This is a genomic window from Kitasatospora sp. NPDC051170, from assembly GCF_044455705.1.
Taxonomy (GTDB): Bacteria; Actinomycetota; Actinomycetes; order Streptomycetales; family Streptomycetaceae; genus Kitasatospora.
The window spans coordinates 298,336-323,597 of sequence record NZ_JBITFA010000010.1; the positions used below are offsets into that span (position 1 = coordinate 298,336).

At 73.1% G+C, this 25,262-nt stretch carries 23 protein-coding genes and 1 pseudogene; 18 read left to right on the top strand and 6 right to left on the bottom strand.

Translation table 11 applies throughout. The features are described from left to right. From ACIBCA_RS22465 to ACIBCA_RS22525, 13 genes are all read left to right on the top strand, one after another. The gene (locus ACIBCA_RS22465; RefSeq protein ID WP_396284708.1) at window positions 1–990 is read left to right on the top strand and encodes an aspartate carbamoyltransferase catalytic subunit; all 990 of its coding nucleotides are present in this window, start codon (window positions 1–3) and stop codon (window positions 988–990) included. Continuing rightward, window positions 987–2,291, top strand: a complete 1,305-nt coding sequence (locus tag ACIBCA_RS22470) for a dihydroorotase (RefSeq protein WP_396284709.1) — start codon at window positions 987–989, stop codon at window positions 2,289–2,291. The genes ACIBCA_RS22465 and ACIBCA_RS22470 overlap by 4 nt, the downstream gene beginning before the upstream one ends. Next, window positions 2,288–2,848 (top strand): hypothetical protein, encoded by a 561-nt coding sequence (locus tag ACIBCA_RS22475; RefSeq protein WP_396284710.1) that lies wholly within the window; start codon window positions 2,288–2,290, stop codon window positions 2,846–2,848. Before ACIBCA_RS22470 ends, ACIBCA_RS22475 begins: the two co-directional genes overlap by 4 nt. Further along, the gene (carA, locus tag ACIBCA_RS22480) at window positions 2,845–4,035 is read left to right on the top strand and encodes a glutamine-hydrolyzing carbamoyl-phosphate synthase small subunit (protein ID WP_396284711.1); all 1,191 of its coding nucleotides are present in this window, start codon (window positions 2,845–2,847) and stop codon (window positions 4,033–4,035) included. Before ACIBCA_RS22475 ends, carA begins: the two co-directional genes overlap by 4 nt. Next, window positions 4,028–7,336 (top strand): carbamoyl-phosphate synthase large subunit, encoded by a 3,309-nt coding sequence (gene carB, locus ACIBCA_RS22485; protein WP_396284712.1) that lies wholly within the window; start codon window positions 4,028–4,030, stop codon window positions 7,334–7,336. The genes carA and carB overlap by 8 nt, the downstream gene beginning before the upstream one ends. 88 nt (window positions 7,337–7,424) lie before the next feature. Beyond that, window positions 7,425–8,522 carry a quinone-dependent dihydroorotate dehydrogenase gene (locus tag ACIBCA_RS22490; RefSeq protein ID WP_396284747.1) on the top strand — a complete coding sequence of 366 codons (1,098 nt, stop codon included), beginning with the start codon at window positions 7,425–7,427 and terminating at the stop codon, window positions 8,520–8,522. Window positions 8,523–8,717: 195 nt separating this feature from the next. Beyond that, window positions 8,718–9,551, top strand: a complete 834-nt coding sequence (pyrF, locus tag ACIBCA_RS22495) for an orotidine-5'-phosphate decarboxylase (RefSeq protein WP_396284713.1) — start codon at window positions 8,718–8,720, stop codon at window positions 9,549–9,551. A 361-nt stretch (window positions 9,552–9,912) separates the two neighbouring features. Further along, on the top strand, window positions 9,913–10,239 hold the full coding sequence (gene mihF, locus ACIBCA_RS22500; protein ID WP_030290269.1) for an integration host factor, actinobacterial type: 327 nt from the start codon (window positions 9,913–9,915) through the stop codon (window positions 10,237–10,239). A gap of 49 nt (window positions 10,240–10,288) precedes the next feature. Then, complete coding sequence (gene gmk / locus ACIBCA_RS22505) at window positions 10,289–10,846, top strand: guanylate kinase (protein WP_396284714.1); 558 nt, start codon at window positions 10,289–10,291, stop codon at window positions 10,844–10,846. 40 nt (window positions 10,847–10,886) lie between these two features. Continuing rightward, entirely contained in the window at window positions 10,887–11,156 is a 270-nt protein-coding gene (rpoZ, locus tag ACIBCA_RS22510; RefSeq protein ID WP_031072480.1) for a DNA-directed RNA polymerase subunit omega, read from the top strand. A gap of 123 nt (window positions 11,157–11,279) precedes the next feature. Further along, window positions 11,280–12,509, top strand: a complete 1,230-nt coding sequence (gene coaBC / locus ACIBCA_RS22515) for a bifunctional phosphopantothenoylcysteine decarboxylase/phosphopantothenate--cysteine ligase CoaBC (RefSeq protein WP_396284715.1) — start codon at window positions 11,280–11,282, stop codon at window positions 12,507–12,509. 152 nt (window positions 12,510–12,661) lie between these two features. Further along, window positions 12,662–13,870, top strand: coding sequence for a methionine adenosyltransferase (gene metK / locus ACIBCA_RS22520; RefSeq protein ID WP_396284716.1), 1,209 nt, complete (start codon window positions 12,662–12,664; stop codon window positions 13,868–13,870). Window positions 13,871–13,956: 86 nt separating this feature from the next. Further along, window positions 13,957–16,026, top strand: a complete 2,070-nt coding sequence (locus ACIBCA_RS22525) for a primosomal protein N' (protein ID WP_396284717.1) — start codon at window positions 13,957–13,959, stop codon at window positions 16,024–16,026. Between the two features lie 413 nt (window positions 16,027–16,439). Here the strand turns inward: ACIBCA_RS22525 and ACIBCA_RS22530 are convergent. Continuing rightward, a pseudogene (locus tag ACIBCA_RS22530) lies at window positions 16,440–16,784 on the bottom strand (hypothetical protein); the annotation flags it as partial. Between the two features lie 232 nt (window positions 16,785–17,016). Here ACIBCA_RS22530 and def point away from each other — a divergent pair. The 3 genes from def (at window position 17,017) to ACIBCA_RS22545 (ending at window position 20,058) form a co-directional block, all read left to right on the top strand. Further along, a complete protein-coding gene (gene def / locus ACIBCA_RS22535) occupies window positions 17,017–17,562 on the top strand; it encodes a peptide deformylase (protein ID WP_396284718.1) in 546 nt (181 codons plus the stop codon). Between the two features lie 46 nt (window positions 17,563–17,608). Continuing rightward, window positions 17,609–18,547 carry a methionyl-tRNA formyltransferase gene (gene fmt, locus ACIBCA_RS22540; RefSeq protein WP_396284719.1) on the top strand — a complete coding sequence of 313 codons (939 nt, stop codon included), beginning with the start codon at window positions 17,609–17,611 and terminating at the stop codon, window positions 18,545–18,547. A 74-nt stretch (window positions 18,548–18,621) separates the two neighbouring features. After that, the gene (locus tag ACIBCA_RS22545; protein WP_396284720.1) at window positions 18,622–20,058 is read left to right on the top strand and encodes an RsmB/NOP family class I SAM-dependent RNA methyltransferase; all 1,437 of its coding nucleotides are present in this window, start codon (window positions 18,622–18,624) and stop codon (window positions 20,056–20,058) included. Window positions 20,059–20,216: 158 nt separating this feature from the next. Here ACIBCA_RS22545 and ACIBCA_RS22550 read toward each other — a convergent pair whose 3' ends face one another. The 5 genes from ACIBCA_RS22550 to ACIBCA_RS22570 all read right to left on the bottom strand — a co-directional run bounded on the left by ACIBCA_RS22550 (window position 20,217) and on the right by ACIBCA_RS22570 (window position 22,388). Further along, window positions 20,217–20,633 carry a hypothetical protein gene (locus ACIBCA_RS22550; RefSeq protein WP_396284721.1) on the bottom strand — a complete coding sequence of 139 codons (417 nt, stop codon included), beginning with the start codon at window positions 20,631–20,633 and terminating at the stop codon, window positions 20,217–20,219. Between the two features lie 131 nt (window positions 20,634–20,764). Beyond that, complete coding sequence (locus tag ACIBCA_RS22555) at window positions 20,765–21,052, bottom strand: sulfurtransferase TusA family protein (protein WP_396284722.1); 288 nt, start codon at window positions 21,050–21,052, stop codon at window positions 20,765–20,767. Between the two features lie 55 nt (window positions 21,053–21,107). Further along, window positions 21,108–21,593, bottom strand: a complete 486-nt coding sequence (locus ACIBCA_RS22560; RefSeq protein WP_396284723.1) for a MarR family winged helix-turn-helix transcriptional regulator — start codon at window positions 21,591–21,593, stop codon at window positions 21,108–21,110. A gap of 77 nt (window positions 21,594–21,670) precedes the next feature. Beyond that, window positions 21,671–22,027, bottom strand: coding sequence for a DUF6204 family protein (locus ACIBCA_RS22565; protein WP_396284724.1), 357 nt, complete (start codon window positions 22,025–22,027; stop codon window positions 21,671–21,673). Window positions 22,028–22,070: 43 nt separating this feature from the next. Then, window positions 22,071–22,388 (bottom strand): SH3 domain-containing protein, encoded by a 318-nt coding sequence (locus tag ACIBCA_RS22570; protein ID WP_396284725.1) that lies wholly within the window; start codon window positions 22,386–22,388, stop codon window positions 22,071–22,073. Window positions 22,389–22,796: 408 nt separating this feature from the next. On the opposite strand from ACIBCA_RS22570, the gene ACIBCA_RS22575 reads away from it, so the two are divergent. After that, window positions 22,797–24,218: a PQQ-binding-like beta-propeller repeat protein gene (locus tag ACIBCA_RS22575; protein WP_396284726.1), complete on the top strand. Its 1,422-nt coding sequence runs from the start codon at window positions 22,797–22,799 to the stop codon at window positions 24,216–24,218. A gap of 88 nt (window positions 24,219–24,306) precedes the next feature. Further along, a complete protein-coding gene (locus ACIBCA_RS22580) occupies window positions 24,307–25,116 on the top strand; it encodes an alpha/beta fold hydrolase (RefSeq protein ID WP_396284727.1) in 810 nt (269 codons plus the stop codon). The last annotated feature ends 146 nt before the right edge of the window (window positions 25,117–25,262 follow it).

The following is a 25,262-nucleotide window of genomic DNA, read 5'->3' on the forward strand; positions in this document are numbered from 1 at the left end:
GTGAAGCGCCACCTCGTCTCCACCACCGACCTCACCCGTGACGACGCGCTGCTGATCCTGGACACCGCCGAGGAGCTGGCCCAGCTCTCCGGACGGGCCGTCAAGAAGCTGCCCACGCTGCGCGGCCGCACCGTCGTCAACCTCTTCTTCGAGGACTCCACCCGCACCAAGACCTCCTTCGAGGTCGCCGAGAAGCGGCTCTCCGCCGACGTCATCAACTTCTCGGCCAAGGGCTCCTCCGTCTCCAAGGGCGAGAGCCTCAAGGACACCGCGCTGACCCTCCAGGCGATGGGCGCCGACGCCGTGGTCATCCGCCACCACGCCTCGGGCGCGCCGGCCCGGCTCGCGCAGTCCGACTGGCTGCACGGCAGCGTGATCAACGCCGGTGACGGCACCCACGAGCACCCCACCCAGGCGCTGCTCGACGCCTTCACCATGCGCCGCCACCTCAACGCGGGCCTGGGCAACGACCTGAACGGGCGCCGGGTGACGATCGTCGGCGACGTGCTGCACAGCCGCGTCGCCCGCTCCAACGTGCACCTGCTGACCACCCTCGGCGCCCAGGTCACCTTCGTCGCCCCGCCGACGCTGCTGCCGATCGGCATCGAGAACTGGCCCTGCGAGATCAGCTACGACCTCGACAGCGTCCTGTCGAAGACCGACGCGATGATGATGCTGCGGGTCCAGCGCGAGCGGATGAACGCCGCGTTCTTCCCGACCGAGCGCGAGTACAGCCGCCGCTACGGCATCAACGGCCAGCGGATGGCGCAGCTGCCCGAGCACGCCATCGTCATGCACCCCGGCCCGATGGTCCGCGGCATGGAGATCACCGCCGAGGTCGCCGACTCGCCGCGCTGCACCGTGGTCGAGCAGGTCGCCAACGGCGTCTCCGTCCGGATGGCCGTCCTGTACCTGCTGCTCGGCGGAGCCACCCTCGCCGACGCCCCCGCCGCCGCCCCCCGCACCGACTCCGTGGAGACCGCCCAGTGACGAGCTACCTGATCCGCAACGCCAAGATCCTGGGCGGCGCCCCGCAGGACCTCCACCTCGCCGACGGCGTGATCGCGGCGATCGGCACCGCTCTGGCCGTCGAGGCGGACATCGAGATCGACGCCACCGGCCTGATCGCCCTGCCCGGCCTGGTCGACCTGCACACCCACCTGCGCGAGCCCGGCCGCGAGGACGCCGAGACCGTCCTCACCGGCACTCGGGCCGCCGCGATGGGCGGCTTCACCGCCGTCCACGCCATGGCCAACACCACCCCGGTCGCCGACAGCGCCGGTGTCGTCGAGCAGGTCTGGCGCCTCGGCCAGGAGGCCGGCTACTGCGACGTCCAGCCGGTCGGCGCCGTCACGGTGGGCCTGGAGGGCAGGAAGCTCGCCGAGCTCGGCGCGATGCACGAGTCCGCCGCCAATGTGCGGGTCTTCTCCGACGACGGCAAGTGCGTGGACGACGCGGTGCTGATGCGCCGCGCCCTGGAGTACGTCAAGGCGTTCGACGGGGTCGTCGCCCAGCACGCCCAGGAGCCGCGGCTGACCGAGGGCGCCCAGATGAACGAGGGCCAGGTCTCCGGCGAGCTCGGGCTCGGCGGCTGGCCGGCCGTCGCCGAGGAGTCGATCATCGCCCGCGACGTGCTGCTCGCCGCGCACGTCGGCTCCCGGCTGCACGTCTGCCACCTCTCCACGGCCGGCTCGGTCGAGATCGTCCGCTGGGCCAAGTCCAAGGGCTGGGACGTCACCGCCGAGGTGACCCCGCACCACCTGCTGCTGACCGACGAGATGGTCCGCACCTACGACCCGGTGTACAAGGTGAACCCGCCGCTGCGCACCGCCGAGGACGTCCAGGCGCTGCGCAAGGCGCTGGCGGACGGCACCATCGACGCCGTCGCCACCGACCACGCGCCGCACCCGGACGAGGACAAGGACTGCGAGTGGGCCGTGGCCGCGATGGGCATGGTCGGCCTGGAGACCGCGCTGTCGGTCGTGCAGCAGACCATGGTCGACACGGGCCTGCTGAACTGGGAGGGCGTCGCCGACCGGATGTCGCACCGCCCGGCGCGGATCGGCCGTCTCACCGGACAGGGCCGCCCCATCTCGGTCGGTGAGCCTGCCAACCTGGTGCTCTTCGATCCCGCGTACCGTGGTGCCGTGAACCCGGACACCTTCGCCACCCGCAGCCGCAACACCCCGTACAAGGGCCTGGACCTGCCCGGACGGGTGCACGCCACCTTCCTGCGCGGGCGCGCCACCGTCCTCGCCGGGGAGCTCGCCGAGCAGGGCGGCCAGGCGTGATCACGACTCTCGCCAAGGAGCAGGCGAAGGTCACCAACTGGCCCGGCTACATCGGCTGGGCCGTGGGCCTGCTGATCATCATCGGCCTGGTCTACTGGCTGATGCGCCAGGGCTGGAACTGGCGGCGCACCCTGCAGTCGGGCATGCCGCCGCTGCCCGCCGTGCCGGAGAAGGCCGGGCGCACCATCCTGGAGACCAGCGGCCGGTACCACGGCACGACCACGGCCGGGAACTGGCTGGACCGGGTCGTCGCGCACGGCCTGGGCACCCGCAGCCGGGCCGACCTCACCCTCGGGGAGGACGGCCTGCTGGTGCGGCGCCCCGGCGACGTCGACCTGTGGATCCCGGCGGAGGACCTGACCGGTGCCCGCACGGACTCCGGGATCGCCGGCAAGGTCGTCCCGTCCGGACTGCTCGTCGTGACCTGGAACCACGAGGGCACCGCCCTCGACTCGGGCTTCCGGGCCGACCACCCCGACGAGCACACCGCCTGGGTCGAGGCGATCGCCCAACTCGCAACACGTACGAAGACGAAGACGGAAGAGGCCACTCGATGACCGCACCTGCCCCCACCACGCAGCGCCAACGGCGGGCCCGCGTCCCCGCCGTGCTCGTCCTGGAGGACGGCCGGACCTTCCGCGGCGAGGCGTACGGCGCGATCGGCGAGACCTTCGGCGAGGCGGTCTTCAACACCGGCATGTCCGGCTACCAGGAGACCCTCACCGACCCCTCGTACCACCGCCAGGTGGTCGTGATGACCGCCCCCCAGATCGGCAACACCGGCTGGAACGACGAGGACGACGAGTCCTCGCGGATCTGGGTCGCCGGGTACGTCGTGCGCGACCCCGCCCGCGTCGCCTCCAACTGGCGCTCGCGCCGCTCGCTGGACGAGGAGCTCGTCCGCCAGGGCGTCGTCGGCATCAGCGGCGTCGACACCCGCGCCCTGACCCGCCACCTGCGCGAGCGCGGCGCCATGCGCTGCGGCATCTTCTCCGGCGAGGCGCTCGCCGACCCGGCCGCGCTGCTGGCCCGGGTGCAGCAGTCGCCCGAGATGAAGGGCGCCGACCTGTGCGCCGAGGTGGCCACCACCGAGGCGTACGTCGTCCCCGCGATCGGTGAGAAGAAGTTCACCGTGGCCGCCCTGGACCTCGGCATCAAGGCGATGACCCCGCAGCGGATGGCCGAGCGCGGCATCGAGGTGCACGTGCTCCCGGCGAACTCCACCCTGGAGGACGTCTACGCCGTCAACCCCGACGGCGTGTTCTTCTCCAACGGCCCGGGCGACCCGGCCACCGCCGACCAGCAGGTCGCCCTGGCGCAGGCCGTGCTGGAGCGGAAGACCCCGTTCTTCGGCATCTGCTTCGGCAACCAGATCCTCGGCCGCGCGCTGGGCTTCGGCACCTACAAGCTCAAGTACGGCCACCGCGGCATCAACCAGCCGGTGCAGGACCGCACCACCGGCAAGGTCGAGGTGACCGCCCACAACCACGGCTTCGCCGTGAACGCGCCGCTGGACAAGGTGAGCGACACCCCGTACGGGCGCGTCCAGGTCTCCCACGTCTGCCTCAACGACGACGTGGTCGAGGGCCTGCAGGCCCTCGACGTCCCCGCGTTCAGCGTGCAGTACCACCCCGAAGCGGCCGCCGGCCCGCACGACGCCGCCTACCTGTTCGACAGGTTCGTCGAGCTCATGCGAGGCGACGACAAGCACAGCGTGAAGCTCATGGAGGGCCAGCGTGCCTAAGCGCACTGACATCAAGTCCGTCCTGGTGATCGGGTCCGGCCCGATCGTGATCGGCCAGGCCGCCGAGTTCGACTACTCGGGTACGCAGGCCTGCCGCGTCCTCAAGGCCGAGGGCCTGCGCGTCATCCTGGTCAACTCCAACCCGGCGACGATCATGACCGACCCGGAGATCGCCGACGCCACGTACGTCGAGCCGATCACCCCCGAGTTCGTCGAGAAGATCATCGCCAAGGAGCGCCCCGACGCGCTGCTGCCGACCCTGGGCGGCCAGACCGCGCTCAACACCGCCATCTCCCTGCACGCCGCCGGGACGCTGGACAAGTACGGCGTCGAGCTGATCGGCGCCGACGTGGTGGCGATCAACAAGGGCGAGGACCGCGACCTGTTCAAGGGCGTCGTCGAGGCCGTCAACGCCAAGATCGGCTACGGCGAGTCCGCCCGCTCGGTCATCTGCCACACCATGGACGACGTCCTCGCCGGGGTGGACACCCTCGGCGGCTACCCCGTCGTCGTGCGCCCCTCCTTCACCATGGGCGGCGCCGGCTCCGGCTTCGCCCACAACGAGGAGGACCTGCGCCGCATCGCCGGCCAGGGCCTGGCCCTCTCGCCGACCACCGAGGTGCTCCTGGAGGAGTCCATCCTCGGCTGGAAGGAGTACGAGCTGGAGCTGATGCGCGACAAGAGCGACAACGTCGTGGTCGTCTGCTCCATCGAGAACTTCGACCCGATGGGCGTGCACACCGGTGACTCGATCACCGTCGCCCCGGCGATGACCCTCACCGACCGCGAGTACCAGATCCTGCGCGACATCGGCATCGCCGTGATCCGCGAGGTCGGCGTCGACACCGGCGGCTGCAACATCCAGTTCGCGGTCAACCCCGAGGACGGCCGGGTCATCGTCATCGAGATGAACCCGCGCGTCTCCCGCTCCTCGGCGCTCGCCTCCAAGGCCACCGGCTTCCCGATCGCCAAGATCGCCGCCAAGCTGGCCATCGGCTACACCCTCGACGAGGTCCCCAACGACATCACCGAGCAGACGCCGGCGTCCTTCGAGCCGACCCTCGACTACGTCGTGGTCAAGGTCCCGCGCTTCGCGTTCGAGAAGTTCCCGAGCGCCGACGCGTCGCTGACCACCACCATGAAGTCCGTCGGCGAGGCCATGGCCATGGGCCGCAACTTCCCCGAGGCGCTCCAGAAGGCGCTGCGCTCGCTGGAGAAGAAGGGCTCCCAGTTCACCTGGACGTCCCCGGTGGGCGACAAGGCCGAGCTGCTGGCCAAGGCGGTCGTGCCGACCGACGGCCGGATCAACACCGTCATGGACGCCATCCGCGCCGGCGCCACCGCGGAGGAGGTCTTCGAGTACACGAAGATCGACCCGTGGTTCGTCGACCAGCTCTTCCTCATCGACGAGATCGCCGGCGAGCTGGCCGAGGCCCCCGAGCTCACCCCCGAGCTGCTGCGCCACGCCAAGCGCCACGGCTTCTCCGACCAGCAGATCGGCGAGATCCGCGGCCTCAAGCCGGACGTCGTCCGCGAGGTGCGCCACGCCCTGGGCGTGCGGCCGGTGTTCAAGACCGTCGACACCTGCGCCGCCGAGTTCGCCGCCAAGACCCCGTACTTCTACTCGTCCTACGACGAGGAGAACGAGGTCGCCCCGCGCACCAAGCCCGCCGTGATCATCCTCGGCTCGGGCCCCAACCGCATCGGCCAGGGCATCGAGTTCGACTACTCCTGCGTCCACGCCTCCTTCGCGCTGGCCGAGGCCGGGTACGAGACCGTGATGGTCAACTGCAACCCGGAGACCGTCTCCACCGACTACGACACCTCCGACCGGCTCTACTTCGAGCCGCTCACCCTGGAGGACGTCCTGGAGATCGTCCACGCCGAGCAGCAGGCCGGCCCGCTCGCGGGCGTCATCGTCCAGCTCGGCGGCCAGACCCCGCTGGGCCTGGCCCAGGCGCTCAAGGACAACGGCGTGCCGATCGTCGGCACCCAGCCCGAGGCGATCGACCTCGCCGAGGAGCGCGGCGCCTTCGGCCGCGTGCTGCGCGACGCGGGCCTGCCGGCCCCCAAGCACGGCACCGCCTTCTCCTTCGCCGAGGCCAAGGCCATCGCCGACGAGATCGGCTACCCGGTGCTCGCCCGCCCCTCGTACGTCCTCGGCGGCCGCGGCATGGAGATCGTCTACGACGAGGCGTCGCTGGCCTCCTACCTGGAGCGCCACGCGGGCCTGATCTCCGAGCACCCGGTGCTGATCGACCGCTTCCTCGACGACGCGGTGGAGATCGACGTCGACGCGCTCTACGACGGCACCGAGCTCTACCTCGGCGGCGTCATGGAGCACATCGAGGAGGCCGGCATCCACTCCGGCGACTCCGCCTGCGCCCTGCCCCCGATCACCCTCGGCGGGCACGACATCAAGCGCCTGCGGACCTCCACCGAGGCCATCGCGCGCGGCGTCGGGGTGCGCGGCCTGATCAACATCCAGTTCGCCCTGGCCGGGGACATCCTCTACGTCCTGGAGGCCAACCCGCGCGCCTCCCGGACCGTCCCGTTCACCTCCAAGGCGACCGCCGTGCCGCTGGCCAAGGCCGCCGCCCGGATCTCGCTCGGCGCCACCATCGCCGAGCTGCGCGCCGAGGGCCTGCTCCCGGCCGAGGGCGACGGCGGCACCCTGCCGGCCGACTGCCCGATCGCCGTCAAGGAGGCCGTGATGCCGTGGAGCCGCTTCCGCGACATCCACGGGCGCGGCGTCGACACCGTGCTCGGCCCGGAGATGCGCTCGACCGGTGAGGTCATGGGCATCGACAAGGTGTTCGGCACCGCCTACGCCAAGGCGCAGTCCGGCGCGTACGGCGCGCTGCCGACCAAGGGCAAGGTCTTCGTCTCCGTCGCCAACCGCGACAAGCGCAACCTGGTCTTCCCGGCCCGCGCGCTCGTCGGCCTCGGCTTCGAGGTGCTCGCCACCGCCGGCACCGCCGAGGTGCTCCAGCGCGGCGGCATCCCGTCCACGCTGGTGCGCAAGCACAGCGAGGGCGAGGGCCCCAACGGCGAGAAGACCATCGTCCAGCTGATCCACGACGGTGAGGTCGACCTCATCATCAACACCCCGTACGGCACCGGCGGGCGCCTCGACGGCTACGAGATCCGCACCGCGGCCGTCTCGCGCGGGGTGCCCTGCCTGACCACCGTCCAGGCGATGGGCGCGGCCGTCCAGGGCATGGACGCGCAGCTGCGCGACGAGGTCGGCGTGATGTCCCTCCAGGAGCACGCCGAGCTGATCAACGCCGGCCGCAGGTAGCACCACCACAGTGGGGGGCCCCGGACTTCCTCGGGTGCCCCCCACTCCCATGTCCGAATCCGCTCACCACCTGCGGGAGTTGACCCCCTTGTACAAGCTGCTCTTCGACCTCGTGTTCAAGAAGATGGACGTGGAGAAGGCGCACCACCTCGGCTTCTTCTGGATCCGCCTCGCGAACTCCGTGCCGGGCCTGCGCACCCTGGTCGGGCTCGTCCTCGCCCCGCAGGACCGGGCGCTGCGCACCAAGGCCCTCGGGCTCGACCTGCCCGGCCCGTTCGGGCTCGGCGCGGGCTTCGACAAGAACGGCATCGGCATCGACGGCCTGGCGATGCTCGGCTTCGACTACGTCGAGATCGGCACCATCACCGGCGAGCCCCAGCCGGGCAACCCGCAGCCCCGGATGTTCCGCCTGATCGAGGACCGGGCCCTGATCAACCGGATGGGCTTCAACAACCAGGGCTCCGCCCGCGTCGCCGCCCGGCTGGCCGCCCGCCCGCACACCACCTCCACCCCGGTGATCGGCGTCAACATCGGCAAGACCAAGGTCGTGCCGGAGGCCGAGGCCGTCGCCGACTACGTCAAGTCCACCGAGCGGCTGGCGAAGTACGCCGACTACCTGGTGGTCAACGTCAGCTCGCCCAACACCCCCGGGCTGCGCAACCTCCAGGCCGTGGACCAGCTGCGTCCGCTGCTGGCCGCCGTCCGCGAGGCCGCCGACCGCACCACCGCCCACCGGGTGCCGCTGCTGGTCAAGATCGCCCCCGACCTGGCCGACGAGGACGTGGACGCCGTCGCCGACCTCGCCCTGGAGCTGGGCCTGGACGGCATCATCGCCACCAACACCACCATCGCCCGCGAGGGGCTGCGCACCGACGCCGCCCGCGTCGAGGAGATCGGCATGGGCGGCCTGTCCGGCGCCCCGCTCAAGGCCCGCTCCCTGGAGGTCCTCCAGCGGCTGCGCGCCCGCACCGGCGGCCGGCTGACCCTGGTCTCGGTCGGCGGCATCGAGACCGCCGAGGACGTCTGGCAGCGGATCGTCCACGGCGCCGACCTCGTGCAGGGCTACAGCGCCTTCATCTACGAGGGCCCCTTCTGGTGCCGCCGCATCCACAAGGGCCTCTCCGCGCGCCTGCGGGCCTCCGGCTTCCGCAGCCTGGACGAGGCCGTCGGCAGCGCCGTGCGCTAGGGCGTGTCTTTCGGATCACGCCGGGCGGGCGCCGCCGGGGCACGCACCTCGACGGCTTCTCCTCGGTCGCCGATGCTCCGCATGGGCTCCCTCCTCGGCACCGCCGATGCACGCACCCCAACGCCGCCCGCTCATCCGACGTGATCCGAAAGACACGCCCTCCTGACCCCCGCTACCACCATCGGAGATCTAGACATGACCCTCGCCCCCTTCGGTGCCCGCCTGCGCGAGGCCCTGGACACCCGTGGCCAGCTCTGCGTCGGCGTCGACCCGCACGCCTCGCTGCTGGCCGCCTGGGGCCTCGGCGACGACCTCGCCGGACTGGAGACCTTCAGCCGCACCGTGGTCGAGGCGCTGGCCGACCGGGTGGCCGTGCTCAAGCCGCAGGCCGCCTTCTTCGAGCGCTTCGGCAGCAAGGGCGTCGCGGTGCTGGAGAGGAGCGTGGAGGAGGCCCGGGCGGCCGGCGCGCTCGTCCTGATGGACGCCAAGCGCGGCGACATCGGCTCCACCATGGCCGCGTACGCCGAGGCGTTCCTCTCGCCGGGCAGCCCGCTGTTCTCGGACGCGGTGACGGTGAGCCCGTACCTGGGCTTCGGCTCGCTGCGCCCGGCGCTGGACCTGGCGAAGGAGAACGGCTGCGGCGCCTTCGCGCTGGCGCTGACCTCCAACCCGGAGGGCGCCGAGGTGCAGCGCGCCCTCGGGGCCGGCGGGGAGTCGGTGGCGGCCTCGGTGCTGCGGCAGCTCGCGGCGGAGAACGCCGGGGCCGAGCCGCTGGGCTCCTTCGGCGCGGTGGTCGGCGCGACGCTGGACGACGCGGGCGTGGACCTGGCGATCAACGGCCCGCTGCTGGCCCCCGGCATCGGCGCCCAGGGCGCGACCATGGCGGACCTGCCGCGGGTGTTCGGCGCCTCGGTGCTCAACGTGGTGCCGAGCGTCAGCCGGGACGTGCTCAGGCACGGGCCGTCGGTGGCGGCGCTGCGGGAGTCGGCGGAGCGGTTCGTGGGCGAGTTCGCGGAGGCCGTCAAGTAGCCCTGCGAGGCGGGGCGGTGACCCTCGGGGTAGCCGTTCGGTGACCGTGCGCAGTGTCCGCAGGACGGCGGCGCGGCGCCCGAGTTGACGTGAGCGCCGTCACATCGGCGGTGCCCAAGCCTCGCAATCGCGGTCATTTTGCCCGGGAAAGTCCTGGTCGGCCTTGGCTGACCAGGACTTTTCGTGTTCTTTTCCTGACGCGGCGCCGCAATGCGGGTAGTGTCCGGCGATAGGTCATCGGTGAGCCGCGAACTCGTAGCTCCCGCAGGTCAGAGCCCTGTGGTTCCACTTGCGGACGGTGTCCTGGGAACCAAAACAGTCATAGCTCAATTCCTACCTTCCACACCCTGAGGTGAACGGCGTGGCTCTTCCGCCCCTTACCCCTGAACAGCGCACCGCCGCGCTCGCCAAGGCCGCCGAGGCTCGCCGGGAGCGCGCCGAGGTCAAGAACCGGCTCAAGCACTCCGGCGCCTCCCTGCACGAGGTCATCAAGGCGGGCAAGAACGACAACGACGTCATCGGAAAGATGAAGGTGTCGGCCCTGCTGGAGTCCCTTCCGGGCGTCGGTAAGGTCCGTGCCAAGCAGATCATGGAGCGCCTCGGCATCAGTGAGAGCCGACGTGTCCGAGGTCTCGGCACGAACCAGATCGCCTCCCTGGAGCGGGAGTTCGGCGGCGGCGCCGCCTGATCGTGCCCCCGTGGTGCCGGGATCGTCCGCGATCCGGGATAATCGGTGCATGAGTGAGCGTCCGCGGCTGACCGTGCTCTCCGGCCCCTCGGGGGTCGGCAAGAGCACGGTCGTCGCTCATATGAGGAAGATGCACCCCGAGGTCTGGCTCTCGGTGTCGGCGACGACCCGCCACCCGAGGCCGGGCGAGAAGAACGGGGTCCAGTACCACTTCGTCGACAACGACGAGTTCGACAAGCTCGTCGCCAACGGCGAGTTGCTGGAGTGGGCCGAGTTCGCCGGGAACCGCTACGGGACCCCGCGTGCGGCGGTGCTGGAGAAGCTGGAGCGCGGCGAGCCCGTCCTGCTGGAGATCGATCTGCAGGGCGCCCGCCAGGTGCGCGAGTCGATGCCCGAGGCGCAGCTGGTCTTCCTGGCCCCGCCGAGCTGGGACGAGCTGGTGCGCCGGCTCACCGGGCGGGGCACCGAGCCGCAGGACGTCATCGAGCGGCGGCTCGAGGCCGCCAAGGTCGAGCTGGCGGCGGAGTCGGAGTTCGACACGACCCTTGTCAACACCTCGGTCGAGCAGGTAGCGGCCGAACTGCTAGCCTTGCTCGGTGTAGCCTGACCTGTCTGTCTTTTTTTCCACCCTTTCGGAAGGTTTTCGCGTGTCCTCTTCCATGACCGCGCCCGAGGGCATCATCAACCCGCCGATCGACGAGCTGCTTGAGGCCACCGACTCGAAGTACAGCCTGGTGATCTACGCGGCCAAGCGCGCGCGCCAGATCAACGCGTACTACTCGCAGCTCGGCGAGGGCCTGCTCGAGTACGTCGGCCCGCTGGTCGACACCCACGTGCACGAGAAGCCGCTGTCGATCGCGCTGCGCGAGATCAACGCGGGCATGCTGACCGCCGAGGCGATCGAGGGTGCCGCCTGAGGCGGTTCACGACTCTTCCCGGAGGGCCCGGCGGAAACATTCCGCCGGGCCCTCCGGCGTTTCTCGCTCTGTGTGCGGGGCCGTAGGGTGGGCGGGTTCCCGATGCGGAGAGAGGCCGGAGAGATGAACCCGACTGTGGACGCCCCCCGCGTGGCCCTCGGTGTCAGCGGCGGGATCGCCGCGTACAAGGCGTGCGAGCTGCTGCGCCGGTTCACCGAGTCGGGCCACCAGGTCACCGTGGTGCCCACCGAGGCCGCGCTGCACTTCGTCGGGGAGGCCACCTGGGCGGCGCTGTCCGGGCGCCCGGCCGCCACCGAGACCTGGGAGCGGGTCCACGAGGTGCCGCACGTGCGGATCGGGCAGCAGGCCGACCTGGTCGTGGTCGCCCCCGCCACCGCCGACCTGATCGCCAAGGCGGCCCACGGACTGGCCGACGACCTGCTCACCAACACCCTGCTGACCGCCCGCTGCCCGGTGGTGATGGCGCCCGCCATGCACACCGAGATGTGGGAGCACCCGGCCACCCGGGAGAACGTCGCCACGCTGCGCCGCCGGGGCGTGATCGTCCTGGAGCCGGCCGTCGGGCGGCTGACGGGCAAGGACACCGGCAAGGGGCGGCTGCCGGAGCCGTCCGCGATCTTCGAGGCGTGCAAGGCGGTGCTGCGCCGCGGCGGCGCCGTGCCCACCGACCTGGCGGGCCGGCACGTGGTGGTCTCCGCCGGCGGCACCCGGGAGCCGCTGGACCCGGTGCGCTTCCTCGGCAACCGCTCCTCCGGCAAGCAGGGCTACGCGCTGGCCGTGACGGCCGCCGCGCGGGGCGCCCGGGTGACGCTGGTCTCGGCCAATGCGGAGCTGCCCGATCCGGCGGGGGTGGACGTGGTGCACGTCTCCACCGCGCTGGAGTTGCGGGAGGCGGTGCTCAAGGCCGGGGGGGACGCGGACGCCGTGGTGATGGCCGCGGCGGTGGCCGACTTCCGCCCCGCCGAGTACGCCACCGGCAAGATCAAGAAGGTCGAGGGCGTCGAACCGGCGCCGGTCGCGCTGGTGCGCAATCCCGATGTGCTGGCCGAGATTTCGGCCAGCCGTCCCCGTTCGGGCCAAGTGGTGGTGGGTTTCGCGGCGGAGACCGACGACGTGCTCGCCAACGGCCGGGCCAAGCTCGCCCGCAAGGGCTGTGACCTGCTGGTCGTCAACGAGGTGGGCAACGGCAAGGCTTTCGGGTCGGACGTGAACGAGGCCGTGGTGCTGGGTTCGGACGGGTCCGAGACGCCGGTACCGGTGGGCCCCAAGGAAGCCCTGGCGGACGTGGTGTGGGATCTCGTCGTGAATGGCCTCGATCCGGCCGATAAGTGATCGATTTCTCTCCAGAACCGATCTCTATTTCCCGAAGCGGGTGACGTTTGACGGAACGATCCCGTTAGACTCCAGGAATCAAGTCTTTCCGGATGTCCTCGGTTTCGGCCGGGGGCCTTCAGTCAGCAGCCGCTGCAACCCCAGGGAGCGCTGTGTCTCGCCGCCTGTTCACCTCGGAATCCGTGACCGAGGGACACCCCGACAAGATCGCTGACCAGATCAGCGACACCATCCTTGACGCTCTCCTCCGGGAGGACCCGACCTCCCGGGTCGCCGTGGAGACGCTCATCACCACCGGCCAGGTGCACGTGGCCGGCGAGGTGACCACCAAGGCGTACGCGCCGATCGCCCAGCTCGTCCGGGACAAGATCCTGGAGATCGGCTACGACAGCTCCAAGAAGGGCTTCGACGGCGCCTCCTGCGGCGTGTCGGTGTCCATCGGCGCGCAGTCGCCCGACATCGCACAGGGTGTCGACACCGCGTACGAAGCCCGTGTCGAGGGCGATGAGGACGACCTGGACAAGCAGGGCGCCGGCGACCAGGGCCTGATGTTCGGCTACGCGTCGGACGAGACGCCCGAGCTGATGCCGCTGCCGATCACCCTGGCGCACCGCCTCTCCCGCCGTCTCACCGAGGTCCGCAAGAACGGGACCATCCCGTACCTGCGCCCCGACGGCAAGACCCAGGTCACCATCGAGTACGACGGCGACAAGGCCGTCCGCCTGGACACCGTGGTCGTCTCGACCCAGCACGCCAGCGACATCGACCTCGACTCGCTGCTCACCCCCGACGTGCGCGAGTTCGTCGTGGAGCCGGAGCTCAAGGCGCTGGCCGACCAGGGCATCAAGCTCGTCACCGACGGCTACCGCCTGCTGGTCAACCCGACCGGCCGCTTCGAGATCGGCGGCCCGATGGGCGACGCCGGCCTCACCGGTCGCAAGATCATCATCGACACCTACGGCGGCATGGCCCGCCACGGTGGCGGCGCCTTCTCCGGCAAGGACCCGTCCAAGGTCGACCGCTCGGCCGCGTACGCGATGCGCTGGGTGGCGAAGAACATCGTCGCCGCGGGCCTCGCCAGCCGCGCCGAGGTGCAGGTCGCGTACGCGATCGGCAAGGCCGAGCCCGTCGGCCTGTTCGTGGAGACCTTCGGCACCGAGACCGTACCGGTCCTCACCATCCAGAAGGCCGTCTCCGAGGTCTTCGACCTGCGCCCGGCCGCGATCATCCGCGACCTGGACCTGCTGCGTCCGATCTACTCCCAGACCGCCGCGTACGGCCACTTCGGCCGTGAGCTGCCGGACTTCACCTGGGAGCGCACGGACCGCGTGGACGCCCTGAAGGCGGCCGTGCAGGACTGACGTACTCGTGTGAGGAGCGGCGCCCATCCCCGGCTCGGGGGTGGGCGCCGCTTCGTGTCGGTGTGACCTGGTAGTACTTGGTGGCGATGAGCAGCACAGAGGAGCCCGAGCAGCTGGCCTTCATCCGGGAGACGGTCAAGCGGGCCAAACCCCGGACGTGGCGCGGGGCCAAGCGGGCGGAGCACCTGCCGGTGGCCCGGGTGGTGGTGGACAAGGGCGTGCTCACCATCGACAAGTTCTTCGACTACGAGGTGCCCGAGGCCATGGCCGAGGAGGCCAAGCCGGGCGTGCGGGTGCGGGTGCGCTTCGGCGCGCGGGTCGTGCGGGGGCAGCGCGAGGGCGGGGAACTGCACGACGGGTTCATCGTCGCCCGGCTGGAGAAGAGCGAGTTCCCCGGGCCGCTCGCCCCGCTCGCCCAGGTGCTCTCGCCCGAGCCCGTGCTCTCCCCGGCGCTGCTGCGGCTGTGCCGCACCGTCGCCGACCGCTACGCCGGGACGCTGGCCGACGTGCTGCAGCTGGCCGTGCCGCCCCGGCACGCCAAGGCCGAGGCCGAGCCCTCGCCCGAACCCCGGCCGCGCCCCGCCGCGCCCGCGCCCGGCGGGTGGCAGCGCTACCCGGCCGGCCCCGACTTCCTCGCCGCGCTGGCCGGCGGCGGCTCGCCCCGGGCCGTCTGGGCGGCGCTGCCCGGGCCCGGCTGGCCGTACGAGATCGCCCGGGCGGTGGCGGCCACGCTGGCCGGGGGGCGCGGCGCGCTCGTCATGCTGCCCGACCGGCGGTCGGTGACCAGGGTCGACCAGGCGCTCACCGAACTGCTCGGGGCCGGGATGCACGTGGCCCTGGAGGCCGAGCTCGGCCCGGCCGAGCGCTACCGGCGCTGGCTCGCCGTCAGCCGGGGCTCGGTGCGCGCCGCGATCGGCACCCGGGCGAGCATGTTCGCGCCCGTCCGGGACCTCGGGCTGGTCGTCGTCTGGTCCGACGGGGACGGCAGCCACAGCGACCCCCGGGCGCCGCACCCGCACGTGCGGGAGGTGACGCTGCTGCGGGCCGCCGAGGAGGGGGCGGCGGTGCTGCTCGGCGGGCACGCGGTGACCGTCGAGGGCGCGCAGCTCGTCAGCACCGGGTGGGCGCGGCCGCTCGTCGCCGACCGGGAGACCGTACGGCGCACGGCGCCCAGGGTGCGGACCGTCACCGACCAGGACCAGCACCGGGACGCGGCCGCGCAGGCCGCCCGGCTGCCCTCGGTGGCCTGGGAGGCGGCGCGGGAGGCGCTGGCCGCCGGGCACCCGGTGCTCATCCAGGTGCCCCGGCGCGGGTACGTGCCCCGGCTGGCCTGCGGGCGCTGCCGCACGCCCGCACGCTGTCGGCGCTGCGAGGGGCCGCTGGAGGCGGCCTCGGCGGACGCGCCGCTCAGCTGCGGATGGTGCGGGGAGCCGGAGAACGACTGGCACTGCCCCGAGTGCGGGTCGTTCAAGCTGCGGGCGCAGGTGGTCGGCGCCCGGCGGACGGCGGAGGAGCTGGGCAAGGCGTTCCCGCGGATCCCCGTGCGGACCTCCGGGCGGGACGCGGTGCTGACGAGCGTGCCCGACGAGCCCTCGCTGGTCATCTCCACGCCCGGGGCCGAGCCGGTGGTGGAGGGCTCCGGGGGTTACGGGGCGGCGCTGCTGCTGGACGGGTGGGCGCTGCTGAGCCGGCCCGACCTGCGGGCCGGTGAGGAGACGCTGCGGCTCTGGCTCGCGGCGGCGGCGCTGGTGCGGCCCTCCGAGGAGGGGGGGACGGTGGTCGTCGTCGCCGAGCCCTCCGCGCGGCCCGTGCAGGCGCTGGTGCGGTGGGATCCGCTGGGGCACGCCGGGCTCGAACGGGACGAGCGGGCGGCGCTGCACTTCCCGCCGGTGTCACGGATGGCCTCGGTGAGCGGCAGCCCGGGGGCCGTCGCCGACCTGCTGGGGCTGATCCGGCTGCCGGAGGGGGCCGATGTGCTCGGGCCGGTGCCCGCGTCCAAGCTACGGGGGGAGGAGCAGGAGCGGGCGCTGCTGCGGGTGCCTCCGGGGCAGGGGGCGGCGCTGGCGGCGGCGCTCAAGGCGGCGCAGATCGCGCGGATCGCGCTGCGGACACCGGAGGCGGTGCGGGTGCGGGTGGATCCGCTGGACATCGGGTGACGGCGCCCTGCGCGTAGGCGTGGCCGGCGGGGGCGGGGTGAGTGGGCCACCCCGCCCCGCTGGGGGTGTCAGCCGCGCAGGGGGATGCCGGGGCGGTCGGTGCGCTCCGGGGGGCGCGGGGCGGGGGTGGCCCGGTCGTGGGCCGCGCGGTCCAGGGCGGCGCGGTCGAGGCCGCCCTGGCGGGCGGCGGGGACGGTGGTGCTCAGGCCCGGGCGGTCGAGGCGCTCGGGGCGCTCGGGGCGCTCGATACGGTCGGGGCGTTCGATGCGCTCGATGCGTTCGGGACGCTCGATGCGTTCGGGGCGGTCGCTGGTCAGGGCGGTGTGCTCGGGGACGGCGGGCAGCTCCTCGGAGCGGTCCGGGCGGGTCGGGCCCGGGACTCCGCCGCCGGCGGCGAGCAGCTCGCTGGTCGGGCGGCGCATGCCGTAGCGGCGGTGCACGGCCTGCTTGGTGACGCCGAGGGCGGAGCCCACCGAGTCCCAGGAGAAGCCCAGCGCCCGGTCGAACTCGACCGCCGCCGCGACCAGCGTCTCCACGCTCTCCCGCAGTTCCTGCGCCAGGCGCACGGTCGGCGCGGGCGCCCGCCCGTACACGACGAAGCCGGCCGAGGTACTCGGGCGGCGGGGACGGTACACGTTGCCCAGTTGGGCGGTGAGCGTCCGCAGCGCGTCGACCTGGCGCCTCACCCGCTCGATGTCCCGCACCAGCAGGTGCAGGCTCGCCCGCGCCCGGGCGTCGTGGTTGATCTGCTCGGCCATGGCTTACGCGCCACCTTCCGTACGGTTCAGACGGTTCGGCTCGGCCGGGGGCGCGGTGTCCCGTGCGCCCCCGGCCCGGTCAATCTCTCTTGACCAACGCCGAAGCGGGGGCCGGGGTAACGCGGTGGCGGTGACTCGGGATATGCCAGTGGCCGGGGGAGGGGCCACGGGCGTTGCATAGACTTGGGCACCGGAACCCGGAGAACCCCCGACGCACAGGAGCCCGCAACCCGTGGCGATCCAGCCGATCCGTCTCTTCGGAGACCCCGTCCTGCGGGCCACCGCGCAGCCGGTGACCACCTTCGACAAGGAGCTGCGCACCCTCGTACGGGACCTCACCGACACCATGCTCGACGCCCCCGGCGCGGGCCTGGCCGCGCCCCAACTCGGCATCTCCCTGCGGGTGTTCACCTACCACGTGGACGGCGTCACCGGGCACCTGATCAACCCGGACCTCTCGCTCAGCGAGGAGGAGCAGGAGGGCCCCGAGGGCTGCCTGTCGCTGCCCGGGCTGCGCTACGACACCCGGCGCTCGTACGGGGTCGTCGCCCGCGGCCTCAACATGCACGGGGAGCCGGTGACGGTGGAGGGCACGCAGCTGCTCGCCCGGTGCATCCAGCACGAGACCGACCACCTCGACGGCATCATCTTCATCGACCGGCTCGACCGTGAGCAGCGCAAGGCCGCGCTCAAGGCGATCCGGGAGGCGGAGTGGGGCGGCGCGCCCGCGCCCGTCGTCAAGGTCTCGCCGCACGGCACCTTCGGGTCGGCGCGCTGAGCCTGTTCGTTCGTTTTTTGAAGTTCCGTTCGCAGAAAGGCACTTGATGCGTCTCGTCTTCGCCGGCACCCCCGAGGTCGCCGTTCCCGCGCTCGACGCGCTGATCGCCTCCGGCCGGCACGAGGTCGTCGCGGTGGTCACCCGCCCCGACGCCCCCGCCGGGCGCGGGCGCAAGCTCGTCGCCAGCCCGGTCGCCCTGCGCGCCGAGGAGGCCGGGATCGAGGTCCTCAAGCCGGCGAAGCCCAGCGACCCCGACTTCGTCGCCCGGCTCACCGAACTCGCCCCCGACTGCTGCCCAGTGGTCGCCTACGGCGCGCTGCTGCGCCCCGGCACCCTGGAGATCCCGAAGCACGGCTGGGTCAACCTGCACTTCTCGCTGCTGCCCGCCTGGCGCGGCGCCGCGCCCGTCCAGCACGCGGTGCTGGCGGGCGACGAGGTCACCGGGGCGTCCACCTTCCTGATCGAGCAGGGGCTGGACTCCGGGCCGGTCTACGGGGTGATCACGGAGGAGATCCGGCCCTCGGACACCAGCGGGGAACTGCTGACGCGGCTGTCGGAGAGCGGCGCGCGGCTGCTGGCCGCCACCATGGACGGCATCGAGGACGGCTCGCTGCACGCCGTGCCGCAGCCGGGCGAGGGCGTCACCCTCGCGCCGAAGATCAGCGTCGAGGACGCCCGCATCGACTGGAGCCACCCCGCGCTGCGGGTCGACCGGGTGGTGCGCGGCTGCGCGCCGGCGCCCGGGGCCTGGACGGAGTTCCGGGGCGAGCGGCTGAAGGTCACCGGGCCGGTCAGGCTGCTGCCGGAGTCCGCGGAGCTGGCGCCCGGCGAGGTCGCGATGGTGGGCAAGAACAGCGTGCGCGTCGGGACCGGGAGCCACGACGTGGAGCTGGGGGAGGTGCGGCCGCAGGGGAAGAAGGAGATGCGGGCCGCGGACTGGGCGCGCGGGGCGCGGCTGGAGGCGGGGGAGCGGTTCGGGGGCTGAGGTTTCCGGATGGCGTTAGTGTTCGTACGAGTTTCGTTTTCGTCTGATGAATTCCGTAGCACCTTGAGGCACCTGTGACCACCCCGCCCGGCGCGACCCGCGCCCCCCGCCCGCACCGCCGTCCCAAGAAGGACCCGGCCCGGATCGTCGCCTTCCGCGCCCTGCGCGCCGTCGACGAGCGCGACGCGTACGCCAACCTGATCCTCCCCTCGCTGCTGCGCGAAGCCGAGCAGAAGGGCATGGACCGGCGCGACGCCGCCCTCGCCACCGAGCTCGTCTACGGCACCCTGCGCCTGCAGGGCACCTACGACGCCGTCATCGCCGCCTGCATCGACCGGCCCCTCGGCAAGGTCGACCCGCCGGTGCTGGACGTGCTCTCGCTCGGCGCCCACCAGCTGCTCACCACCCGCATCCCCAGCCACGCGGCCGTCTCGGCGACCGTCGAGCTGGCCCGGGTCGTGCTCGGCGACGGCAAGGCCAAGTTCGTCAACGCCGTCCTGCGGCGGATCAGCGCCCACGACCTGGACACCTGGATCGAGAAGGTCGCACCCCCGTACGAGAAGGACGCCGAGGACCACCTGGCGGTCGTCCACTCCCACCCGCGCTGGGTCGTCTCCGCGCTGTGGGACTCGCTCGGACGCTGGCAGCCCGACGCCTCCGGGCGCACGGCCGTGGAGGAACTGCTGCGGGCCGACAACGAGCGGCCCGAGGTGACCCTCGTCGCCCGGCCCGGGCGGGTCACCGTCGGCGAGCTGGCCGAGGTGCTGCCCGAGGCCGAGCCGGGGCGCTGGTCGCCCTTCGCGCTGCGGCTCGCGGAGGGCGGTGACCCGGGGGCGCTCGACGCCGTACGGGAGAACCGGGCCGGCGTGCAGGACGAGGGCAGCCAGCTCGTGGCGCTCGCCCTGGCCGCGGCTCCGGTCGAGGGGCCGGACCGGCTCTGGCTGGACGGCTGCGCCGGGCCCGGCGGGAAGGCGGCCCTGCTGGGCGCGCTGGCCGCCGAGCGGGGCGCGGCGCTGGTCGCGAGCGAGAAGCAGCCGCACCGGGCCCGGCTGGTGGCGCGGGCGCTGGAGGGCAACCCCGGCCCGTACACGGTGATCGCGGCGGACGGGACGCGGCCGGCCTGGCGCGAGGGCGGCTTCGACCGGGTGCTCGTGGACGTGCCCTGCTCCGGGCTGGGCGCGCTGCGGCGCCGGCCGGAGGCGCGGTGGCGTCGGCGCCCGGCGGACGTGGCGGCCTTCGGGCCGTTGCAGCGGGACCTGCTGCGCTCGGCGATCGAGGCGACGAGGGTCGGCGGGGTCGTCGGCTACGCGACCTGCTCGCCGCACCTGGCGGAGACCCGCGCGGTGGTGGACGACGTGCTGCGCGGTGAGGGCGGGCGGGTCGAGTGGATCGACGCGCGGCCGCTGCTGCCGGGCGTCCCGGCGCTGGGCGAAGGCCCGGACGTGCAGCTCTGGCCGCACCTGCACGGGACGGACGCGATGTACCTGGCGCTGCTGCGGCGTACCGCGTAGCGGACTTCGGGGGCCACGGCCAACGTGCGGGCGCTGCCTGCGCGTTGGCCGATTTTCGTTGAGTGGGCTGTGGGCTGTGGGCTGTGGGTGGGGGGAGTCGGGGGTGGGGGCGGTGGGTGGCCGCTGGGCGGGGCGGGGTGGGGTGGGGCGGGGTGGGGTCAGTGGTGGGTGGTGAGGAAGGCGTGGGCCTGGGCGCGGAGGTGGTCGACCGGGGGGTTCTCGCAGATGACCTCCAGGCCGAGGCCCGTGGCCTGGCCGACGTGGTAGTAGGACTGGTAGGCGAGGTAGGGGCGGTGGTCGTCGTCGGGGTCGAGGCCGACGGCGAAGGTGGCGAAGTGGGTGCGCTCGTGGTCGGTGCGGGTGAGCTGCCACTCGCACTCGTAGGGCTCGGGCTCGGCGGGGAGGTCCAGGAGGGCCTGGGCGAGGCGGCGGACGTCGTCGGGGTCGGAGAAGGGCAGGGACTCGGACCAGCGGGGTGCTGAGGCCATCAGCTCCCAGCCGGAGGCGTTGTGGGCGACGGTCAGCGCCCACTCGCCCTCGCGGTCGTGCCAGCGGCAGCTGAGGATCGGGTTCATGGTGCTCAACCTCCCTGGGACACGGGGGTGTTCGGCTGTCCTCATGGTGGCACAGCGGGCTCTCGGTCAGGTGGATCGTGGCCAGAGGGCTTTCAGGGGGCGGTGGTTGAGGACGCTGATGCCGTGTCCGGCTAGGAAGCGGGGTGCCAGGGGCGGTCGGGGCGGGTGGGGACGGGAGCGGAGGTGAGGCGCAGCCCGTAGACCTCGTAGGACTCGGCGGGGTGGGGGAGGGGGCCGAGGTAGGTGTGGCCGGTGAGGTGGCACCAGGCGGGCAGGTCGAGCGGGGCGGCCGGGTCGGTGGTGCGGATGTGGACGACGGCGCCGGCGGGCAGGTGGGCGATCTTGGCGCGCAGGCGCAGCAGGAGTTGGACGCAGAGCAGGCCGGTGCCGTCCACGGTGAGGTCGGGGGTGTCGGTCATGCTGCGGCCCTTCGCGGTGGTGCGGGTGCTGGTGCTGGTGCGTCGGGGCGCAAGCCTAGGAGGCGGGTCCGGGCGGGCGGGTGTCGGGGGCGGTGCCGCCGGTGCGGGTGAGGAGGGTGGTGAGGCGGTCGAGGTCCTCGGGGCTCCAGGTGGGGGCGGCGAAGTGGTCGGCGGCGACCTGGCGGGCGGTGTGGAGCATCTCGGCGAGGCGTTCGCGGCCGGTGGGGGTGAGGGCGGCGTAGGCGACGCGGGCGTCGCGGGCGGCGGCCTCGCGGGAGACCAGGCCGATGCGTTCGAGCGGGGCGAGGCCCCGGGTGACGCCGGAGGCGGTGAGGCCGAGGGCTTCGGCGAGGTCGACGCGGCGCATCCGGCCGCCGGGGGCTTGGCCGAGGTGGAGCAGCAGGGTGAAGTCGGAGAGGCTGACGCCGTGGAGGCCGCCGAGGGTGGAGTCGAAGCGCTTGACCAGGGCGGCCTGGGCGCGGACGAGGCGGAGGGCGGTGTCGAGCGGGTCGGGGCTGGGGGCTGGGGTCGGGGTTGTCATTGCCACCTCCTTGACTGCTCAAGTATAGGTCAGGGCTGAGCCGTCAAGGAGGTGGCGGGGGGAGGGGGTGGGGCGGGTTAGCGGGGGGACTGGGCGGCGCGGCGTTGGCGCTTGCCGAGCGGGGCCTGGGAGAGGTCCTCGGCCTGGGAGCGGAGGTTCCTGCAGCCGTAGCCGCGCTCCTCCAGCCAGGCGCGCGCCGCCTGTTCGGCGCGTTCGGTGGCGAGGAGGATGTCCTCCTCCTCTTCGCCCTCGTCGAGGAAGCGGAAGGTGAAGGCGGTGCGGGCGGTGAGGTCGTAGGAGAGGTGGCCCTCGCGGGTGAAGGCCGCGTGCAGCACGTCGTGCCGGGGCGCCTCGGCGAGGAGTTCGGCGCGCTGCCCGTCGGTGAGGCCGTCGAAGACGCCGCGCACCATGATGCGGAAGGTTCGAGTGGTCATGCGCCGACGATAGGCAGCGGACGCGCCCGTTCGCCAATGCGATTCACAGGTCGTGGTGGGTGAGCAGGGACCAGAGGACCCAGCCGGTGGTGCGGGTGCGGGCGACCAGGACCTTGGCCCAGCGGGCGCCCAGGGTCGAGGTCCAGGTGTCGAGGACCTCGACGCGGTCGCCGGTGCGGGCCAGGCCGAGGACGGTGTCCGTACCGGAGTGGTCGCGGCGGACGTTCGCGGCGTTGGCGGAGACCTCCCACCAGCCGGTCCCGACCTCGGGCGGGCGGGCGGCCTCGGGGGTGACGGCGGCGGGGACGAGCAGGATGGCGAGGGCGATCACGGCGGCGGTCGCCCGGCCGATCACCGCCACGAACGCCTCGGTACGGCCTGCGGCGGGCACAGGGGGGCGGGGGGCGGAGCGGGGGTCGGAGCGAGGGGCGGAGCGGGAGTCGGAGCGGGGGTCATGCACTGCAGAACGAGCCCGGCGGCGTGCGCGCACTGCCCGGGGGTGAGGCTCACTCGACCGGGTCTGCGGGGTCGCGGCCGAGGGGAACGGAGTCGCTGGGCTTCCCGTCCGGGGTGAAGGGTTTTCCATGCTCTTTGTTCCGCCCGCCCTCCCCGCTCTGCGACGATCCGGTGATCGTCCGCCCCGGTCCGAGGGGCTTCGGAGCGTGGGGGAGAAGAGACCGGCATGGCCGAGGGGCCCGTGGACAGCGCCGTCCGGGGGAGACGGTGGGGTAGGGGGTTTCCCGGGCGCGCCCTGGACCGGGAAGCCTGGATGGTCGTCGCCGGCGGGGTGCTCGGCGCGATGTTCGCCGCGATGGGGCTGGCGGTGCTGTTCGGCCCCGCCAACGGATTCGGGGGCGCGGGCCTGCCCGTGATGGGGGTGGTCAGCATCCTCGGGCTGATGCCCTGCGGTGCCGGGCTGGTGTGGGCGCTGATCCACCCCCGCCGGGGCCTGCCCGCCGTCGCCCTGGGCACGGCGCTCGGGCTCTGCCTGTTCGGCTGCTTCGCCGGGGACGGGCTCAACGACTCCTGGCAGGCCCCGCCGGACCGGCCCGCCACCGCCCGCGCGGTGGGCAGCTGGACCAGCGGGGACCTCGTGGTGCGGGTGCGCCCCGACCAGGTCGTCGCCTACCGGGGCGCCAGCGGGGCCGTCGCCTGGCGGTGGACGCCGCCCGGCGCCGAGACCGTCTGCGCGATGAGCCGGGGCGTCGGGCCCGGCCGCGTCGGGCTGATCGGGCACTCCGCGAACGGCCGGCCGTGCGCCGCCGTCACCGCGCTGGGCCTCGCCGGCGGCGCGCAGGGCTGGACGGAGACCGTCGACGCCCCCGCCCGGGACGGCGACTCCGCCTCCCCCGACCAGCTCGCCGTCGCCGGGGACGAGGCCGTCCTCCAGGGCAAGGACGACTGGCGGGCCGTACGGCTCTCCGACGGCCGGGCCCTGTGGCACAGCGAGGCGGGGGCCGGCTGCACCCCGCTCCAGGTCGCGGGCGGGACGGATGCGGTGGTCACCGTCGCCCAGTGCGGCGCCGCCGCCCCGCCCGTGCTGCGCGCCCTGGCGCCCTCGGACGGGCGCGAGCGCAGCCGCATCGCCCTGCCCGCCGAAGGGGGCGTGCGCAACCTCGCCGTCGTCTCCGTCGCGCCGCTGGCCGTCTGGGTGGACGACCAGTCCCAGGGCGGCACCCACGCGGTGCTCAGCTTCGACGGCGACGGGCGGCAGCGGGCCGCGATCCCCGTCTCCGGGGACGAGTACGACCTCGACGTGATGCTCGGCGGGGTCCACGCCTTCGACGAGTTCAGCGCCCGCCCGCTCTTCGGCGGTGTCGTGGTCGGGGACCTGTACATCGCCCCCGGCGGCAAGCCCGGGGACGTGCGGATGAGCGGCGGCCGCAGGCCCGTCCGCGTCGCCACCGGGAGGCTCGTCGCCTACTCGCTGGCGGACGGGCGGCGGCGCTGGACCGCCGGGCTGGATGACCAGGTCACCGGGGTGCTGCTGGACGGCGACTCGGTGTGGGCGATGACCAGGAACCGGCTGACCAGGATCGAGGCGTCCACCGGGCGGACGACCCGGCAGCTGGACGTCAACGGCACCGCCTCGCTCTACCCCGTCGACCTCGCGCTGGCGGGGGCGGAGCGGTTCACCGTCGTCGCGGAGGACGGGACGCGGGACGAGCCTCCGGTGCGGGGGCTCGAGTAGGGCGTCCGTGTCAGGCTGGTGGGGGAGCACCGTCGCTCGTTCGGTGAGCTTCGGTGTGCTTCGGTGCGCCGGGACCGGGAGGCTCGTGATGGCCGGGATCAGGGTGAACGGGGTGTCGCTGCACTACGAGGCCCGGGGTTCGGGCCCCGGCGTCGTCCTGGTGCACGGCTCCTGGAGCGACGCCGACTCCTGGGCCCGGGTGCTGCCGGGCCTCGTCGGGCGGACCAGCGTCGTCACCTACGACCGGCGCGGGCACAGCCGCAGCGAGGACCTGCTCACCCAGGGCTCGGTGCACGAGGACGCCGCCGACCTCGCCGGGCTCGTCCAGGGCCTCGGCCTCGCCCCCGCCTTCGTCTACGGCGACTCGTACGGCGCCCTCGTCACGCTGCGCCTGGCCGCCGCCCGTCCGGACCTGCTGCGCGGCCTCGCCGTCCACGAGCCGCCCGGCAGCGGCATCCTGCTCGCCGACGCCGACCTGCGGCCCATCGGCACCGCCTTCGCCGACCGGATCGCCGCCGTACGGGAGCTGCTGGAGCAGGCCGAGTCGGCCGCGGCCGCCGAGCTGTACGTGGACAGCCTGGCCTTCGGCCCCGGCGCCTGGGAGCAGCTGCCCGCGCCGATCCGGCACACGTACGTGCGCAACGCGGCCACCTACCTCGACGAGCTGCGCGACCCGGACGCCCTCGACCTCGACCTCGCCGACCTCGGCCGGTTCGGGGAACCGGCGCTGCTCACCCAGAGCGACGACAGCGCGCCGATGTTCGGGGAGGTGCTGGACCTCGTCGACCTCACGCTGCCGAAGGCCGAACGCCACCTCTACCGGGGCGCCGGGCACGCGCCGCACCTGTCGCAGCCGGAGGAGTGGCTGCGGGTGGTGCTGCCCCGGGTGCTGGCTTAGGGCGTGTCTGACAATTGGCGGCGACCGCCCGGCGGGAATTGTCAGACGCGCCCTAGAGATCGTCTTCAAAGATCAGATCCAGAGCAGGATCGAGGCGATGGTGACGGCGGCCTGGTAGGACTCGCGGGTCTTGTCATAGCGGGTGG